This window comes from Methylobacterium sp. D54C, from assembly GCF_053345595.1.
The window spans coordinates 13,561-29,900 of sequence record NZ_JBKFAK010000035.1 but is presented as its reverse complement, the minus strand read 5'-3'; the positions used below and the strand labels follow the sequence as shown (position 1 = coordinate 29,900).

The 16,340-nt window shown below is 73.1% G+C and carries 12 protein-coding genes and 1 pseudogene; 7 read left to right on the top strand and 6 right to left on the bottom strand.

Features of this window, described 5'->3' with window-relative positions; genetic code table 11:
* Positions 1-123: 123 nt before the first annotated feature.
* Positions 124-414: pseudogene (locus ACLBYB_RS30250) on the bottom strand (transposase); the annotation flags it as partial.
* A 283-nt stretch (positions 415-697) separates the two neighbouring features.
* Here ACLBYB_RS30250 and ACLBYB_RS30245 point away from each other — a divergent pair.
* The 7 genes from ACLBYB_RS30245 (at position 698) to ACLBYB_RS30215 (ending at position 9,640) form a co-directional block, all read left to right on the top strand.
* Positions 698-1,957 carry an aromatic ring-hydroxylating oxygenase subunit alpha gene (locus ACLBYB_RS30245; protein WP_447701027.1) on the top strand — a complete coding sequence of 420 codons (1,260 nt, stop codon included), beginning with the start codon at positions 698-700 and terminating at the stop codon, positions 1,955-1,957.
* Positions 1,958-1,959: 2 nt separating this feature from the next.
* A complete protein-coding gene (locus ACLBYB_RS30240; RefSeq protein WP_447701026.1) occupies positions 1,960-3,099 on the top strand; it encodes a 2Fe-2S iron-sulfur cluster-binding protein in 1,140 nt (379 codons plus the stop codon).
* 62 nt (positions 3,100-3,161) lie between these two features.
* The gene (locus tag ACLBYB_RS30235) at positions 3,162-5,204 is read left to right on the top strand and encodes an oxidoreductase (RefSeq protein WP_447701025.1); all 2,043 of its coding nucleotides are present in this window, start codon (positions 3,162-3,164) and stop codon (positions 5,202-5,204) included.
* 8 nt (positions 5,205-5,212) lie between these two features.
* Positions 5,213-7,111, top strand: a complete 1,899-nt coding sequence (locus tag ACLBYB_RS30230) for a DUF3483 domain-containing protein (protein ID WP_447701024.1) — start codon at positions 5,213-5,215, stop codon at positions 7,109-7,111.
* Entirely contained in the window at positions 7,108-8,340 is a 1,233-nt protein-coding gene (locus ACLBYB_RS30225) for an electron transfer flavoprotein subunit alpha/FixB family protein (protein WP_447701023.1), read from the top strand. Before ACLBYB_RS30230 ends, ACLBYB_RS30225 begins: the two co-directional genes overlap by 4 nt.
* Positions 8,337-9,119, top strand: coding sequence for an electron transfer flavoprotein subunit beta (locus ACLBYB_RS30220; RefSeq protein ID WP_447701022.1), 783 nt, complete (start codon positions 8,337-8,339; stop codon positions 9,117-9,119). The genes ACLBYB_RS30225 and ACLBYB_RS30220 overlap by 4 nt, the downstream gene beginning before the upstream one ends.
* Before the next feature lie 8 nt (positions 9,120-9,127).
* Complete coding sequence (locus ACLBYB_RS30215; protein ID WP_447701021.1) at positions 9,128-9,640, top strand: prolyl-tRNA synthetase associated domain-containing protein; 513 nt, start codon at positions 9,128-9,130, stop codon at positions 9,638-9,640.
* 35 nt (positions 9,641-9,675) lie between these two features.
* Here the strand turns inward: ACLBYB_RS30215 and ACLBYB_RS30210 are convergent, their stop codons facing one another.
* Genes ACLBYB_RS30210 through ACLBYB_RS30190 form a run of 5 tightly spaced genes read right to left on the bottom strand, consistent with a single transcriptional unit; the run spans position 9,676 to position 16,176 of the window.
* A complete protein-coding gene (locus ACLBYB_RS30210; protein ID WP_447701020.1) occupies positions 9,676-11,028 on the bottom strand; it encodes an L-serine ammonia-lyase in 1,353 nt (450 codons plus the stop codon).
* A complete protein-coding gene (locus tag ACLBYB_RS30205) occupies positions 11,025-11,612 on the bottom strand; it encodes a sarcosine oxidase subunit gamma (protein WP_447701019.1) in 588 nt (195 codons plus the stop codon). The genes ACLBYB_RS30210 and ACLBYB_RS30205 overlap by 4 nt, the downstream gene beginning before the upstream one ends.
* A complete protein-coding gene (locus tag ACLBYB_RS30200) occupies positions 11,605-14,592 on the bottom strand; it encodes a sarcosine oxidase subunit alpha family protein (protein ID WP_447701018.1) in 2,988 nt (995 codons plus the stop codon). The genes ACLBYB_RS30205 and ACLBYB_RS30200 overlap by 8 nt, the downstream gene beginning before the upstream one ends.
* Entirely contained in the window at positions 14,592-14,888 is a 297-nt protein-coding gene (locus ACLBYB_RS30195; RefSeq protein ID WP_447701017.1) for a sarcosine oxidase subunit delta, read from the bottom strand. Before ACLBYB_RS30195 ends, ACLBYB_RS30200 begins: the two co-directional genes overlap by 1 nt.
* A 34-nt stretch (positions 14,889-14,922) precedes the next feature.
* Positions 14,923-16,176 carry a sarcosine oxidase subunit beta family protein gene (locus ACLBYB_RS30190; RefSeq protein WP_447701016.1) on the bottom strand — a complete coding sequence of 418 codons (1,254 nt, stop codon included), beginning with the start codon at positions 16,174-16,176 and terminating at the stop codon, positions 14,923-14,925.
* Between the last annotated feature and the right edge of the window lie 164 nt (positions 16,177-16,340).

The following is a 16,340-nucleotide window of genomic DNA, read 5'->3' as shown; positions in this document are numbered from 1 at the left end:
AGGCCCGGGACGTGCGGCTCTCCATCTTGGCGGCGGCCACTGCGCCGACATGCCGGATACGTTTGTGCAGACCGGACACAGGCACCTTCACCGACCACCTTGCGGACGGGGCGGGCCATACGTTTTTAGTACGTCGCGCTCCATGCGCGTGCGGTCGAGCTCCCGCCGCAGTCGGGCGATCTCGGCGGCCTGATCAGACGGGGACGCAACCGGGCTTGGTGACGAGGCGCCCGTCGATCCAGCAGACCGCGGCCCGGGTGAAGCCCCGTTCAGCGTGGCGCGCTACTGCCTCAGCATCGAGGGCTGGATCCCAAGCTCGGCCGCGACCTGCATCTGCGGCCGGCCGCTGCTCTCCAGCAGGGCGACCGCTTCGCGTTTGAACTCGGATGTGAACTCTCGTCTCGTCTTCGCCATCCGACACCTTCCCCGCTCAGCATGAGCGTATCAGAGGTGTCCGCGATGCCGAGGGAGGATCACCCGCCTTCCCGGAGCCGGTCCGCCGAGCCATCCGCCACGCCGCACGGGACGATAGACGATCGGGGCACGATCCGGGTCCTGCAGTCGAGCCGGGCCCCCGTGCCCGGACGCGGGTCGGTCCGCGCCACGTCGCGGTTGGCCAAGCGAGTGTCGCTGGCGTGGCAGCGAGCCGTCGGTCCGGCGGCGATAGTTTCGGGGCCTGAATGGCTCCGGAGGTCCCATGCTCGACGTGACGCCGACCCCTCTGCAGCGTCTCCTGCGGGAGCGCCGTCGCGGCTACAGCCTACCGGCCGAGTTCTACCTGAGCCCCGAAGTCTTCGAGGCCGACATGGCGGTGATCTTCGGCCGCCACTGGATCTACGTCGGCGTCGAGCCGGACGTGCCGGAGGCCGGCGACGTCATGGTCGTCGACATCGGCAAGACCTCGGTGGCGATCGTCCGCGACGACGACGGCGCCGTCCGGGCCTTCCACAACGTCTGCCGCCACCGCGGCGCCCGGCTCGTCCACGAGGAGAAGTCCACCGTCGGCAACCTCGTCTGCCGCTACCATTCCTGGACCTACGACCTCACCGGCGCCCTCATCCACGCCGACCACATGGGGCCGGATTTCAAGCGCAGTTGCCACGGGCTCAAGCCGGTCCACATCCGCTCGCTCGAGGGCCTGCTCTTCGTCTGCCTCTCGGACGACCCGCCCGCCGATTTCGACGCGATGGCGGCCCGGCTCGGTCCCTACATCGCGCCCCACAACATCCGCGACACCAAGGTCGCCTTCCAGAAGGACATCATCGAGCCCGGCAACTGGAAGCTCACGATGGAGAACAACCGTGAGTGCTACCATTGCGGCGCGAACCATCCCGAGTTGACCGTGCCGCTCTTCGCCTACGGCTTCGGCTTCGCGCCCGAGGAGATGGACGAGCACGACCGCGACCAGGCCGAGCACTACGGCTGCCTTCTCCGTAAGCGCCATGGCGAGTGGGAGGCGGAGGGGCTCCCGTCGAAGGAGATCGACGAGCTCGACACCATGATCACGGGCTTCCGCACGGAGCGGCTGCCGCTGGACGGCGAGGGTGAATCCCACACGATCGACACCAAGGCCGCCTGCCGGAAGCTCCTCGGCAGCCTGACCAACGCCAAGCTCGGCGGTCTCTCGGTCTGGACCCAGCCCAATTCTTGGCACCACTTCCTCGGTGACCACATCGTCACCTTCTCGGTGCTGCCGCTCGACGCCGAGCGCTCGCTCCTGCGCACCAAGTGGCTCGTCCACAAGGGCGCGGTCGAGGGCGTCGACTACGACCTCGCCAACCTGACCGGCGTCTGGGAGGCCACCAACGACCAGGACAGCGAGCTCGTCGGCATATGCCAGCAGGGCGTGCGCAGCCCGGCCTACGAGCCTGGCCCGTACTCGCCCCACACCGAGATGCTCGTGGAGAAGTTCTGCAACTGGTATGTCGGCCGCATGGCCGCGCATCTGGGGCGCTGATCATGGCCCCGGCCTCCGCCAGGATCCCCGGATCGCCAGAGCCGGCCGCCGCGTCGCTCGCGGCCACCGCGCCCTGGGATGCCGAGACGGACGACGTCCTCAACTGCGTCGCGGTGCGGGCCGAGACGCACGACGTGAAGACCTTCGTGCTCGCCGCCCGCGAGCCGCGGACGTTCCGCTACCGGCCCGGCCAGTTCCTGACCTTCGCCTTCGAGATTGGCGGGGAGACAATCCACCGCTGCTACACGATCTCGTCGGCGCCGACTCGGCCGCACACCCTGTCGATCACCGTCAAGCGCGTGGCCGGTGGCCCGGTCTCGAACTGGCTGCACGACAACCTGAAGCCCGGCGACACCGTCCGGGCGCTCGGTCCGATGGGCGAGTTCTCGTGCTTCACCCATCCCGCGGCGAAGTACCTGCTCCTGTCGGGCGGCAGCGGCGTCACGCCGATGATGGCGATGGCGCGCACCTTCCACGACCTCGGGGCGGGCCGCGACGTGGCCTTCGTCCACGCGGCGCGTAGCCCGGCCGACATCGTCTTCCGGGACGAGCTCGACCTGATGGCCCGCCGCGACCCGGCCCTCAGCGTCCACGCGATCTGCGAGGCCGACGCCCCGGGCGAGGCCTGGACGGGCCCGCGGGGCCGGCTGACACCGACGCTCCTGCGCGAAACGGTGCCCGACTTCCTGGAGCGCACGGTTTTCGTCTGCGGCCCGAAGCCCTACATGGACGCCGTGCGGGCGATGTTGGCCGAGGCCGGCTTCGACATGGCCCGGCACCACGAGGAGAGCTTCGATTTCGGCGCCCTGCCGGAGGCCGAGCAGGCAGCCGCCCGCGACGCCGAGCAGGCCCTCGACGACGCCCCGGCCGCCGGTGTGCGCAGCTTCCGGGTGGAGTTCGCCAAGACCCGCCGGGTGCTCGACTGCCCGGAGGACATGACGGTGCTGGACGCGGCCCGCAAGGCCGGGATCCGCCTGCCCTCCTCCTGCGCCAAGGGCCTGTGCGGCACCTGCAAGTCGAAGGTGGCCTCCGGCACCGTGGCGATGACACACGCGGGCGGCATACGCCAGCGCGAGATCGATGCCGGCATGGCCCTGCTGTGCTGCTCCCGGCCGACGAGCGACCTCGTCATCGATCGGTGAGGCCCGGGCCGCGCCCGGCCCCTCCCCGCATCGCACACCCCCTCGCCTTCGGGAGTGCTCCCGTGATCGCCAACGCCGACGCGCTGCTGAAGCCCCTGACCATCAAGGGGCTGACCTTCCGCAACCGGGTGATGTCCACCAGTCACGCGCCGGGCTACGGCCGCGACGGCAAGCCCCAGGAGCGCTACCAGCTCTACCACGCCGAGAAGGCCAAGGGTGGGATCGGGCTGACCATGTTCGGCGGCTCCTCGTCGGTTGCCCCCGACAGCCCGGCCGCCCCCTGGAACCAGATCTCGGTCGCCGACGACGCGGTGATCCCGTTCTTCCGGCAGTTCGCCGACCGGGTCCACGCCCACGGCGGCAAGTTGATGATCCAGCTCACCCATATGGGCCGGCGTACCAAGTGGGACACCGAGCACTGGCTGCCGACGCTCGCGCCCTCGCCGCGCCGGGAGCCCGCCTCCCGCACCCTTCCGAAGGAGATGGAGGCGGAGGACATCGCCCGCGTCGTGCGGAGCTTCGCGGCGGCCGCGCGCCGCTGCCGCGAGGGCGGCCTCGACGGCTGCGAGGTCTCGGCCGCCCACGGCCACCTGATCGACCAGTTCTGGTCGCCCTCGGTTAACCGGCGCACCGACAAGTACGGCGGCAGCCTGGAGAACCGGATGCGCTTCGGCATCGAGGTCCTGGAGGCGATGCGCGCCGAGGTCGGCGACGATTACGTCATCGGCATCCGCATGTCCGGCGACGAGATGATCGCCGACGGACTCTCGCAGGAGGATTGCCTGACCATCGCGTCGGAATACGCCCGGCGCGGCCTCGTGGACTTCCTCAACATCCTGGGCGGGCAGGCGCGGGACCACATCGCCCACGCGATTTCCCTGCCCAACATGTCCTTCCCGGTGGCGCCGTTCCTGTTCCTGCCGAGCGCGATCAAGCGCGAGGTCGACGTGCCGGTCTTCCACGCCCAGCGCGTCACCGACCTCGCGACCGCGGCCCGGGCGGTAGCGGAGGGCCACGTCGACATGGTGGCGATGACCCGGGCGCACATCGCCGACCCGCACCTCGTGCGCAAGCTGTCCGAAGGCCGGGCTGACGATATCCGCCAGTGCGTCGGCGCCGGCTACTGCATCGACCGCATCTACGTCGGCGGCGACGCCCTGTGCATCCAGAACGCCGCCACGGGCCGCGAGGCCACGATGCCGCACGAGATCCGAGAGGCCGATGTCCGCCGCCGCGTCGTGGTCGTCGGCGCCGGGCCCGCCGGGCTCGAGGCGGCCCGCGTCTGCGCCGAGCGCGGCCACGCGGTCGTGCTGTTCGAGAAGGGCGCGCAGGCCGGCGGTCAGATCAACCTGGCGGCGAAGGCCGGCTGGCGCGAGGCGATGTCGGGCATCACCCGGTGGCTCGTCGCCCAGGTCACCAAGCTCGGCGTCGACCTGCGCCTGAACACGGCTGCCACCGAGGAGGCGATCCGCGCCGAGAAGCCCGACGTGGTGATCGTCGCGACCGGCGGCAGCCCGTTCCGCGGCCACGCCAAGGGGGCGGAGGCGCACGCCGTGACGACGGCCGAGGTGCTCTCCGGCGCGGTCGAGCCGACCGGCTCGGTCCTGCTCTACGACGAGATGGGCCAGCACAACGCCGCCTCGGTCGCCGAGCTCCTGGCCAAGCGCGGCTGCCTCGTGGAGATCGCCACCCACGACCGGATGGTGGCCGAGGAGGTCGGCACCACGAACCAGCCGATCCACCTGCGCGAACTCTACAGGCTCGGCGTGGTGATGACGCCGAACACGGAGCTGATCGAGATCTATCCCGAGGGCAACCGCTTCGTGGCGGCCCTGCGCAACACCATGACCGACGCCGAGGAGGAGCGCCTCGTCGACCGCATCGTGGTGGAACACGGGACGCTCCCGGTGGACGGGCTCTACCACGGCCTGAAGGCCGGCTCGGTGAATGGCGGCCAGACCGACCAGGGGGCCCTGCTCCGCGGCGAGCCGCAGCCCTTCGACCTGTCCGGGGGCTACGCCCTCCACCGGATCGGCGACGCCGTGGCCGGGCGCAACATCCACGCGGCGCTCTACGACGCCCTGCGGCTGTGCAAGGACATCTGAGCTGAGCCATGGCCGGTCCCGTCTCTCTGGCCACCGTGTTTCCCGGCCTCGTCTGGGCGATGGCGGCGCTGGCCCTCGTTCAGGTCGCGCGCCGGGCAAACCTCTGGCGGGCCGGGGCGACGGCCCCGGTGGCGTGGCTCGACGGCCTCGCCAAGCTGCCCCGGCGCTACCTCGTGGACGTGCACCACGTCGTGGCGCGGGATGCCTACGCGTCGCGGATGCACGCGGTGGTGGCGGGCGGCCTGCTCGCAGCCTCGGTCCTGACGGCCTTGGCGATCCTGCCGCCGCTCGCCCGGTCCGGGCCCTACTGGATCCTCGTCGCCCTGGCCTTCGGCGTCACGGCCGCCGGCTCGCTGCTCGTCGGCGCCCGCCGCTACCCGCGCAGGACGCCGCGCCTCTCGGCCGGGCGGTTCCAGATCCTGCCCGTCCTGCTCGTCGCCTACGCCCTCGGTGGCACGGCGACGGCCCTAGCGCTGGGCTTCGGCGGCGGCGGCCTGCTCGCGCCCCTCGCCCTGGCGCTCGCCGCCGCCGGCGGGCTCGGCCTCGCCTTCGAGGTGCGGCACGGCCCGATGCGCCACTCCGTGGCGGGCGCCCTCCACCTCGTCGCCCATCCGCGCCCCGGCCGCTTCGAGGGCCGGCCGGACACCGCGCTCCAGCCCCTCGACCTCGCCGCGCCGCGCCTCGGCGCCGCGATGCCGGCGGACTTCACCTGGAACCGGCTCGTCTCCTACGACGCCTGCGTCAGCTGCGGGCGCTGCGAGACCGCCTGCCCGGCCTTCGCGGCCGGCCAGCCGCTCAACCCGAAGCGGCTCATCCAGGACCTCGTCGCCGGCCTGTCGGCGGAGGAGCCCGCCTATTCAGGCGCGCCCTACCCGGGCGGCCGCGAGGCCGCGGGCGCGCGCGGGCCCCTCGCCCGCCTGATCGGGCCGGACGCCCGGATCCATCCCGACACGCTCTGGTCCTGCACCACGTGCCGCGCCTGCGTCGAGGAATGCCCGATGATGATCGAGCACGTCGACGCGGTGGTGGCGCTCCGCCGCCACGAGACCCTGGAGCGCGGCGCGCTCCCCGAGAAGGCGGTCGCGCCGGTGACGGAGCTGCGCCAGGCCGGCGATCCCGGCGGCCGGCCGCTCCAGGCCCGCACCGACTTCGCCGCCGGCCTCGACCTCCCGCTGGTCTCCGCCCGGGAGAGCACCGACGTGCTGCTCTGGCTCGGCGAGGGCGCCTACGATCTCCGCTACGGCCGCACGCTCCGGGCGCTGGTGCGGCTCCTGCGGGAGGCGGGCGTGGACTTCGCCGTCCTCGGCCCGGAGGAGCGCGACACCGGCGACCTCGCCCGGCGGCTCGGGGACGAGGCGACCTTCCAGGACCTCGCCCGCACGAACGCCGCGACGCTCGCCCGCCACCGCTTCCGGCGCATCGTCACGGCGGACCCGCACGCCCTGCACGCCCTGCGCAACGAGTACCCGGCCTTCGGCGCCCGCTACCCGGTGGTGCACCACACCGCGTTCCTCCTAGAGCTGGTCCGGGCCGGGCGGCTCAATCCGGGGCGCCTGCCGGACCGGGCCGTGACCTATCACGACCCCTGCTACCTCGCCCGCTACAACGGGGAGACGGAGGCGCCCCGCGCTCTGCTCGACGCGATCGGGCTGACCCGGGTCGAGATGACCCGCTCCGGGCGCCGCGCCATGTGCTGCGGCGGCGGCGGCGGCGCCCCGGTGAGCGACGTCCCCGGCGAGCGGCGCATCCCCGACCTGCGGATGGCCCAGGCGGCCGAGACCGGCGCCGGAACCGTCGCGGTCGCCTGCCCGTCCTGCACGGCGATGCTGGAGGGCGTGACCGACCGCAGGGCCGAGATCCGCGACGTCGCGGAGCTGCTCCTCGAGGCCGTGGAGGCGGGACGATGACCCGCCCGCGCCGCGATCCCCGCGCCGAGCGGGCCGCCCTGCGCGTCGCGTCTCGCGAAGCCGGAGACCGGCCGCGCTTCGACCGCAGCGCGCGCCGGGCAGGTGTCCGTCCGCGCCGCGACCCGCGCGCCGAGCGCGAGGGCCGGCGCGTCGCCGGGGGCGCCCGCCCGCGGTTCGACGTGAGCCAGCAGGACCGCTCCGCGGTGCCGGTCCCGGTGCAGGTGGCTCGTCAAACCCAGGCCACCCCCACCGTCGTGACGGTGGCGGATCCCGCCTTCCTCGTCGTCGCGGTGCCCGACTGCGTCGGCGGCCGCCTCTCGACCCACGACCGGCAGCTCCTCGGCGCCGCGCGGGTTCTCGCGGGCCGCGACGGCGCGGTCGTGCTGCTCGCCGCCGGCGCCTGCGCCGGATGCGGCGCGGCGGGCGCGGACCGTCTCGTCGCGCACGGAGACGGTGACCGGGCCTACGATCCCGCCGGCCGCGCCGCCGGGATCGCCGCGGCCCTGACAGCGCTCGATCCGCGCCACGTCCTGTTCCCGGAATCCCTCGACGGCGGCGACGTCGCCCGCCGGGTCGCGGTCCGGCTCGGCGCGCCGCTGTTCACCCAGGCCGAGGGCGTCTCCGCCTCCGGGCTGATCCGCCCGGCGCGCGGCCGCAGCGTCGAGCAGCGGGCCGCGCCGGGCCTGCTCGCCACCGTCGCCCCCGACGCGGTGGCCGAGTATGCCGGCCCGCCCCGGGAGGCGCGGCCGCTGGCTGTCGCGACGGCGGGGCTCGCGCCCGCCCGGACGGCGATCCTCTCGGCGCAGCGCGTCCCGGCCGACCCGGCCACGGTGCCGCTCGCGCTCGCCGAGTTCGTCACCGCCGCGGGCAACGGCGTCACCGACCTCGACGCGTTCCGGCAGCTGGTCGCGGCGCTCCGCGCGACCCCGGGCGCGAGCCGGGTCCTGTGCGACTCCGGGCTGATGCCGCGTCGGACCCAGGTCGGCGCCTCCGGCACCGTCCTGGCGGCGACCTGCTACCTCGCCCTCGGCATCTCGGGGGCGCCGCAGCACCTGCAGGGTGTCGCGGGCTGCGAGCACGTCGTGGCGGTCAACACCGACCTGCACGCGGCGATGATCGAGCGGGCGGGCCTCGCCATCGTGCAGGACGCGCAGGCGGTCATGCCCGCCCTTCTGCGGCTGCTGGCCGCGGAGGCCGCGGAGGCCGCGCGCCCGGAGGGCAGCCCATGATCGGCGTCGTGCTCCTCTCCGCCGGACGGCATCCGGTTTCGGGCGCGACGGTCCTGCCGCGGCTGGAGGCCCAGGCGATCCGCCTCGCGACGGGCCTCGGCGAGGCCGTGGGCCTCCACGCCGGGCCGGACGCCGCCGCCGTCGCGGACGCGCTGGGCCACGGCCTGTCCCGGATCGTCCACGTCCCCGTGCCGGCGGGCGTCGATCCGGTGCCGGCTCTCGTCGCGCGCCTCGCGACGATGGCGCCCGGCCTGATCCTCGCGGGCCGGCGCGGCCAGGGGGGCGACGAGACCGGGATGGTTCCCTACGCGGTCGCGCAGGCCCTCGGCTGCCTCCTGATCCCCGACGTCGTCGCCCTCGCGGCCGGCGATGCGGGCGCCCTGTCCCTCGACCAGACCCTCGGCCGCGGTGCCCGCCGCCGCGTAAGCCTGCGCGGGCCGGTCCTGGCCACGATCCATCCCGACGCGCCCGCGCCGCTCCCCTTCGCCTACGGGCAGGCGCGGCGCGGCGTGATCGAGACCGTCGCGGGCGACCCGGCCGCGGCCGCCGCCCCCGTCCCGGTCTTCGAGGAACGCCCCTATCGCCGCCGGCCGAAAATCGTGAAAGGTGCGCCGTCCGGCGGCTCGGCGGCGGAGCGGCTGAAGGCGGCGACCGGCGAGGCCGCGTCCGTCGGCGGGCGCCTGCTCGTCCGGCCCGAGCCCGACGAGGCCGCCCGGGAGATTCTGACTCACTTGCGCCGGATCGGCGTCCTCGGTCCGCCGGCCCGCGAATCCCGATGAGGAACCCGATGGCTATGACCTCCGACGATCTCCTGGCCCGGCTGCGCGCGCTCGGGGTCGCCTACAAGCTCTACGAGCACGCGCCGGTCCTGACCGTCGAGGCGATGATGGCGGCCTGCGGCGACATCGTCGGCGCGCACACCAAGAACCTGTTCCTGCGCGACGGCAAGAAGACGCACTTCCTCGTCACGCTCCGTCACGACGCCCAGGTGGACCTGAAGGCGTTCCGGGCCGTCCTCGGCGCGCGGGGCGGCCTGTCCTTCGCCAGTGCCGAGGCACTCGACGAGCAGCTCGGCGTCGCGAGCGGCGCGGTGTCGCCGCTCGCCGCCCTCAACGCCGCGCCGGGCAGCGTGCGGATCTTCGTCCAGGACAGCCTGCTCGCGGAGGCGCGGATCAACGTCCATCCCCTGGTGAGCACGCGCACCCTCAACCTCGCGCCCGACGACCTGCTGGCCGCGCTCCGCGCGGAGGGTCACGCGCCGGAGCCGTTCGCGCTGCCGGGGGCGTCGCAGGCGGCCTGACACGGTCCCCGGCGAGGCCGCGCGGGACGTCGCGCTCAGCAGGCGGCGACGTTGACCGCGAGGCCGCCGAGGGAGGTTTCCTTGTACTTGGCCTGCATGTCGTGGCCGGTCTGGCGCATCGTCTCGATGACCTGATCGAGGCTGACGAAATGCACCCCGTCGCCGTGGAGGGCGAGGGATGCGGCCGCCACCGCCTTGTTGGCACCGAAGGCGTTGCGCTCGATGCAGGGGATCTGGACGAGCCCCCCGATCGGGTCGCAGGTCATGCCCAGATGGTGCTCCATGGCGATCTCGGCGGCGTTGGCGACCTGCCGCGCGTCGCCCCCGAGGACGGACGCGAGCCCGGCCGCCGCCATGGCGGCCGCGGAGCCGACCTCGCCCTGGCAGCCGACCTCGGCGCCCGAGATCGAGGCCCGGCGCTTGATCAGACCGCCGATCGCCGCGGCGGCGAGGAGGTAATCGCGGCCGCGCGCCTCGCTCCAGCCGGGATAGAAGTCGACGATGTAACGCAGCACCGCCGGCACGATCCCGGCCGCACCGTTGGTCGGCGCCGTGACGATCCGGCCGCCGGACGCGTTCTCCTCGTTCACCGCCAGGGCGAACAGGCTGATCCAGTCCATGATCTCGTGGGCCGGCCGGCTGTTCGTGAGGCGGTTCGCCTCGAGGGTTTCGTGCAGGCGCTTCGCGCGCCGCCGGACCCTGAGGCCGCCGGGCAGCTCGCCGTCCATGCGCAGGCCACGACTGATGCAGGCCAGCATGGCGTCGCGGACGGCGTCGAGCCCGGCCTCGATCTCCGCCTCGGTGCGCAAGGCGCGCTCGTTGGCCATCTGGACCTGCGGGATGGTGAGGCCGGTCTCGGCGCAGATCCGCAGCAGGTCGGCACCGCTCTCGAACGGGTGGGACACCGCGACGGCGCCGAGGCCGCCGGTCTCCCCCGCCCCCTCCTCCTCGACGAAGCCGCCGCCGACCGAGTAGCAGACCACCTCGTCCAGCACAGCGCCGTCGGCGTCCAGGGCGCGGAAGCGCATGCCGTTCGTGTGGCGGGGCAGGACCTCGGCGAAGTTGAAGACAAGGTCCTTCGTCGTGTCGAAGGCGACGCCCGGCAGGCCGATGGCGCCGGTCTCGGCCAGGGTTCGCGTGTAGCCCGTCACGGCGTCCGGATCGACGGTCGCGGGCTCGTGGCCGAGCAGGCCGAGGAAGATCGCCACGTCGGTGCCGTGGCCGCGCCCGGTCCAGGCGAGGGAGCCGAAGATCTCCGCGGACACCCGCGCGACGCCGGCCCGGCCGGAGACGCGGTCGCGGAAGCGGCGCGCGGCCACCATGGGCCCGATCGTGTGGGAACTCGACGGGCCGATCCCGATCTTGAACAGATCGAAGGCGCTGATCATCGCGCGGCGGCTCTCTCCAGCGGGCCGGCCCCGAAGGCGGCTTCCTGCAGCAAGCCATACACGTAGGTCGCGAAGGACCGCCAGCACTCAACCCGGTATGTCGGGACCGGGCCGGGGCGACGGATCAGCACGATCTCGGCTTTGGCGAGGACCGTGCGGGTGGCGCTGCCCGCCGGGAAGGCGGCGTCGCCGAGGTCGAGGGGGCAGCCGGCGTTAAGGGCGATCGCGGCCGCGTCCCCGCGGACGTCGATCCCGACATTGCGGTGCGACACGTCCACGAGGGCGTGCGTCCGGCCGGCGAGGTCGGTGCTCACGGCGGCGGCCAGGATGTCGGCATCCGTCTCGGGCGCGCCGATCAGCCACTCGTCGGGACCGAGGCGGGCGATCCAGCGGGTCTGGTCGCCCGACAGGGTGTTGATCGGGCGGTCGAGCGCGAGACCGGCCGCCGGCACCCGGGGGCCGCGCAGGCGCAGGGAGAAGCGCGCCTCGGCTTCGGCCGGCTGGATCAGCAGGCCGGCGCGGACCGGCGCCGCGGTGCGGCCGAGCGGGAGCGTGCGGGCGGTGCGGTAGCGGGCCTCAAGCATTGATGCGCTCCCCCTTGGGATCGAAGAACACCGGCTCGGCCACGGTGGCGGTGGTGAAGCCGTCCGGGGTCGTGACGTGGAGGGTCCGGCCGAGCCGGTCGCGCCCGCCCGCCACGAGCGCGAGCGCGATGGAGCGGTTGCAGTTCGCGCTCCAGTAGCTCGACGTCACGTGGCCGAGCATCCGCATCGGGATCGGCTGGTTCGGGTCGGCGACGACCTGCGCGCCCTCGTCAAGGACGAGCTTCGGATCGTCGGTGACGAGCCCGATCAGCTGCTTGCGGCCGGAGGCGACCACGTCCGGCCGGGCGAGCGAGCGCTTACCGACGAAATCCGTCTTCGCCTTGGCGATCATGCCGGCCAGCCCGACATCGTCCGGGGTGACGGTCCCGTCCGTCTCCTGACCGACGATGATGTAGCCCTTCTCGGCCCGGAGCACGTGCATCGTCTCGGTCCCGTAGGGGGTGATCCCGTGGGGCCGTCCCGCCGCCATCAGCGCCTCCCAGACCGCCAGCGCGTGGTCGGACGGGACGTTGATCTCGAAGCCGAGCTCGCCGGTGAACGAGACCCGGAACAGGCGGGTCGGCACACCGCAGATCGTGCCGGAGCGCATCGCCATGTGCGGGAACGCCTCCGGCGACAGGTCGATGCCCCCGACAAGCGGCGCGATCACCGCCCGCGCCTTCGGGCCCTGGAGGGCGATCACTGCCCACTGCTCCGTGGTCGAGGTCAGGAAGACGTTCAGCTCCGGCCACTCGGTCTGGAGGTAATCCTCCATGTGGCCGAGCACCCGGGCGGCGCCGCCCGTGGTGGTCGTGACGTGGAAGCACTCGGGCGACACGCGCGCCACGACGCCGTCGTCGAGGATGTATCCGTCCTCCTTGAGCATCAGGCCGTAGCGGCAGCGGCCCGGCTCGAGCTTCGCCCACGGGTTGATGTAGAGGCGGTTCATGAACTCGGCCGCGTCCGGGCCGACGATCTCGATCTTGCCGAGCGTCGAGGCGTCGAAGATGCCGACGCCCTCGCGCACGGCCTTGCACTCGCGGGCGACCGCCGCGTGCAGGTCCTCGCCCGGCTTCGGGAAGTACCAGGCGCGCCGCCACAGGGCGACGTTCTCGAACAGGGCGCCGCGGGCCTCCGCCCAGCTGTGGATCGGCGTGGTGCGGATCGGGTCGAACAGGGCGTGGCGCGCCGGGCCGACGAGGGCGCCGAAGGTGACCGGGGTGTAGGGCGGCCGGAAGGTCGTGGTCCCGACCCCGGGCAGCGCCTTGTCGAGCTGCCCGGCGACGATCCCGAGGGCGTTCATGTTTGAGGTCTTGCCTTGGTCGGTCGCCATGCCGGTCGTGGTGTACCGCTTGACGTGCTCGATCGAGTGGAAGCCCTCGCGCACCGCCAGCTTGATGTCCTTCGCGGTGACGTCGTTCTGGAAGTCCACGAAGGCGCGAACCTTGGTGGTGTTCGCGTCGGTCGGCATGATCCGCACCGGCTGGAACCCTGTCGGCGTCGGCGTCGCCGTGTAGGAAACCGCCTCCGCGCTGCCGGCCGCCGCCGCGCCCGCCGCGCTGCCCTCCGTCAGGCAGGCCGCGAGGTCGTAGGTGCCCCTCGCCGCCCCGGCCGAGCGCTCGGCCTGGGCCGAGGTCGCAGGCAGGAAGGCGTCGAGGGCGGGATCGTAGGCGAGCTTGCCGCGGGACTGCGAGAACAGGTGGACCGCCGGCGTCCAGCCGCCCGACATGCCGACGCAGTCGCAGGCGAGACGGCGACGGGCGCCGACCCGCCCGTCGCTCCCGATCGGCGCCACGAGCAGCCCCGTGACGCGCGCCCGGCCCTCGGACCCGACCACGGTGTGGCCGGTCAGCACGGTGATCCCGGCCGCCCGCAGGCGCGCCGATTCTGCCCCGCAATCGGCCTCGAGGCGCAGGTCGACGAGGGTGACGTCGGCGCCGGCCGCCTTCGCGTCGAGGGCGGCGGTGTAGGCCGAGGCGCCGGCGGTCGTGAAGACGATGCGCCGTCCCGGCAGGACGCCGTAGCGGTTGACGAAGACCCGCACGCTCTCGGCGAGCAGGATGCCCGGACGGTCGTTGTCGGCGAAGACCAGCGGCCGCTCGTGCGACCCGCCGGCGAGCACGACCTCGCCGGCGCGCACCTGCCACAGCCGCTCGCGGGGCGCCTTCGCGGACCCGGCGGGCAGGTGGTCGGTGACGCGCTCGGCCAGCGCGACGTGGTTGTGGTTGTAGTAGCCGAAGGCGGTCGTGCGCGGCAGCAGGATGACGTTCTCGCGCCCGTCGAGGTCGGCGAGGGCGGCCTTCAGCCACTCCGCGGCCGGTCGGCCGTCGATCTCGGAGGTCACGTCGTGCAGCAGGCTGCCGCCGGGCTCCGCGCCCTCGTCGGCGAGGATCACCCGCTTGCCGGTCCTCGCCGCTGCGAGGGCGGCCGCGAGGCCGGCCGGCCCGGCGCCGACGATCAGGACGTCGCAATGGGCGTGGCGGTTGGCGTAGCGGTCCGGATCGGCCTCGGTCGGCGCCTTGCCGAGACCGGCGGCGGCGCGGATGAACGGCTCGTAGACCCGGTCCCAGAACGTCCGGGGCCACATGAAGGTCTTGTAGTAGAACCCCGCGACGAAGACCGGCGAGAGCAGGTCGTTGACCGCGCCGACATCGTAGCGCAAGGACGGCCAGTGGTTCTGCGACCGGGTCCTGAGGCCCTCGCGCAGCTCCACCACCGAGGCGCGGTTGTTCGGGTCGACCCGGCCGGGGCCGCGATCCACCGACAGCAGGGCGCTCGGCTCGTCGGGACCGTGGCTCAGGATGCCGCGGGGCCGGTGGTACTTGAACGAGCGCCCGACGAGGTGGATGCCGCTGGCGAGCAGGGCCGAGGCGACGGTGTCGCCCTGGTAGCCCTCGACCGTGCGGCCGTTGAAGCTGAAGCGGACCGGGCGCGCGCGGTCGATGCGGCCGCCCCGGGCCAGTCTGAACGGCTGTGCCATCACGCCCTCGCCTCGGTGTCGGTGGAACGGGAGGGCGCGGCGCCCGCGGGGTAGGTCTCGATGAAGCGGTCGCTCACGGTGTCGCGCAGAGCGTTGAACCAGCGGCCACAGCCATGGGCGTGGTTCCAGCGCTCGGCGTGGACGCCCCGCGGATTCGCCCGCACGAACAGGTGCTCGGCCCAGGCCGCGTCGTCGAGGGCGGCGGGGTCGGCCGGCCGGGCGACATGCGCCTGGCCGCCGCAGCGGAATTCGGTCTCGGGTCGGTTCCCGCAATACGGACAGGCGATCAGCAGCATCGGGCGTCTCCTCGCTGGGACGGGTGGTCGCCGGTCAGTGCGCGACGGCCGCGGCGGCGGCCTCGTCGATGAGCCGCCCGGTGCGGAAGCGGTCGAGAGTGAAGGGCGCGTTGATCGCGTGGGGCGCGCCGGTCGCGAGGGTGTGGGCGAAGACGTGGCCCGAGCCCGGCGTGGCCTTGAAGCCGCCGGTGCCCCACCCGCAATTGACGAACAGGTTCTGCACCGGGGTCTTGCCGATGATCGGCGAGCGGTCGGGCGTGACGTCGACGATGCCGCCCCAGGAGCGCAGCATCCGCATGCGGGTGAATTGCGGGAAGAGCTCGCAGATCGCGTCGAGGGTGTGGGTGGTGATGTGGAGCCCGCCCTGCTGGCTGTAGGAGGTGTACTGGTCCGTGCCGGCCCCGATGACGAGCTCGCCCTTGTCCGACTGCGAAATGTAGGCGTGGACCGCGTTCGACATCACCACGCAGGGGAAGACCGGCTTGACCGGCTCTGAGACCAGGGCCTGGAGCGGGTAGCTCTCCAGCGGCATCCGCACGTCGGCCATGCTCATCACCGTCGAGGTGTGGCCGGCCGCCACGACGCCGATCCGGCCGGCGCCGATGAAGCCGCGGGTCGTCTCGACGCCAATCGCCGCCCCAGCGGCGTCGCGGCGGATGCCGGTCACCTCGCAGTTCTGGATGATGTCGACGCCGCGGGCGTCGGCGCCGCGGGCGTAGCCCCAGGCGACCGCGTCGTGGCGGGCGGTGCCGGCCCGGCGCTGCAGGGCGCCGCCGAGCACCGGGTAGCGCAGGTGCGAGCCGATCTCGAGGGGCGGGCAGAAATCCCTGCACTGCTCCTTCGACAGCCATTCGTTGTCGATGCCGTTGAGCCGGTTGGCGTAGACGTGGCGCTTGAAGCTCTGAACGTCGTGGATGTTGTGCGCGAGCATCAGCACGCCGCGCTGCGAGAACATCACGTTGTAGTTCAGCTCTTGCGCCAGGCCTTCCCAGAGCTTGAGGGCGTGCTCGTAGAGCGCGGCGCTCTCGTCGTAGAGGTAGTTGGAGCGGATGATCGTGGTGTTGCGGCCAGTATTGCCGCCGCCGATCCAGCCCTTCTCCAGCACGGCCACGTCGGTGATGCCGTGGACGGTCGCGAGATAGTAGGCCGTCGCCAGACCGTGGCCGCCGCCGCCGACGATGACGACGTCGTAGGCGGCCTTCGGCTGCGGATCGCGCCACTGGCGGCCCCAGCCCTGATGGCCCCGGAGCGATTCCGAGAGCAGCGATGTGAGGGAGAAGCGGCGCATCGGTGAGCCCCCTTGGATGATCGATCATCGGCGCGCCGACCGGTCCCGGCTTTCTCGACGGCGACCGCGAGTTTGAGATTTGCGACGCCCCGTCCCGCCGCCCTCCCGGAGCCAGATTCTTCGGGCCTTTCACGCCTCAGCCGGTTGTGATCGGCGGGCACTTA

Coding starts and splice junctions, on each gene's coding strand:
- ACLBYB_RS30240 (WP_447701026.1), top strand. CDS start 1,960: ATGGCCCCGGCCTCCGCCAGGATCCCCGGATCGCCAGAGCCGGCCGCC.
- ACLBYB_RS30215 (WP_447701021.1), top strand. CDS start 9,128: ATGGCTATGACCTCCGACGATCTCCTGGCCCGGCTGCGCGCGCTCGGG.
- ACLBYB_RS30210 (WP_447701020.1), bottom strand. CDS start 11,028: ATGATCAGCGCCTTCGATCTGTTCAAGATCGGGATCGGCCCGTCGAGT.
- ACLBYB_RS30195 (WP_447701017.1), bottom strand. CDS start 14,888: ATGCTGCTGATCGCCTGTCCGTATTGCGGGAACCGACCCGAGACCGAA.
- ACLBYB_RS30190 (WP_447701016.1), bottom strand. CDS start 16,176: ATGCGCCGCTTCTCCCTCACATCGCTGCTCTCGGAATCGCTCCGGGGC.
- ACLBYB_RS30220 (WP_447701022.1), top strand. CDS start 8,337: ATGATCGGCGTCGTGCTCCTCTCCGCCGGACGGCATCCGGTTTCGGGC.
- ACLBYB_RS30230 (WP_447701024.1), top strand. CDS start 5,213: ATGGCCGGTCCCGTCTCTCTGGCCACCGTGTTTCCCGGCCTCGTCTGG.
- ACLBYB_RS30200 (WP_447701018.1), bottom strand. CDS start 14,592: ATGGCACAGCCGTTCAGACTGGCCCGGGGCGGCCGCATCGACCGCGCG.
- ACLBYB_RS30205 (WP_447701019.1), bottom strand. CDS start 11,612: ATGCTTGAGGCCCGCTACCGCACCGCCCGCACGCTCCCGCTCGGCCGC.
- ACLBYB_RS30245 (WP_447701027.1), top strand. CDS start 698: ATGCTCGACGTGACGCCGACCCCTCTGCAGCGTCTCCTGCGGGAGCGC.
- ACLBYB_RS30225 (WP_447701023.1), top strand. CDS start 7,108: ATGACCCGCCCGCGCCGCGATCCCCGCGCCGAGCGGGCCGCCCTGCGC.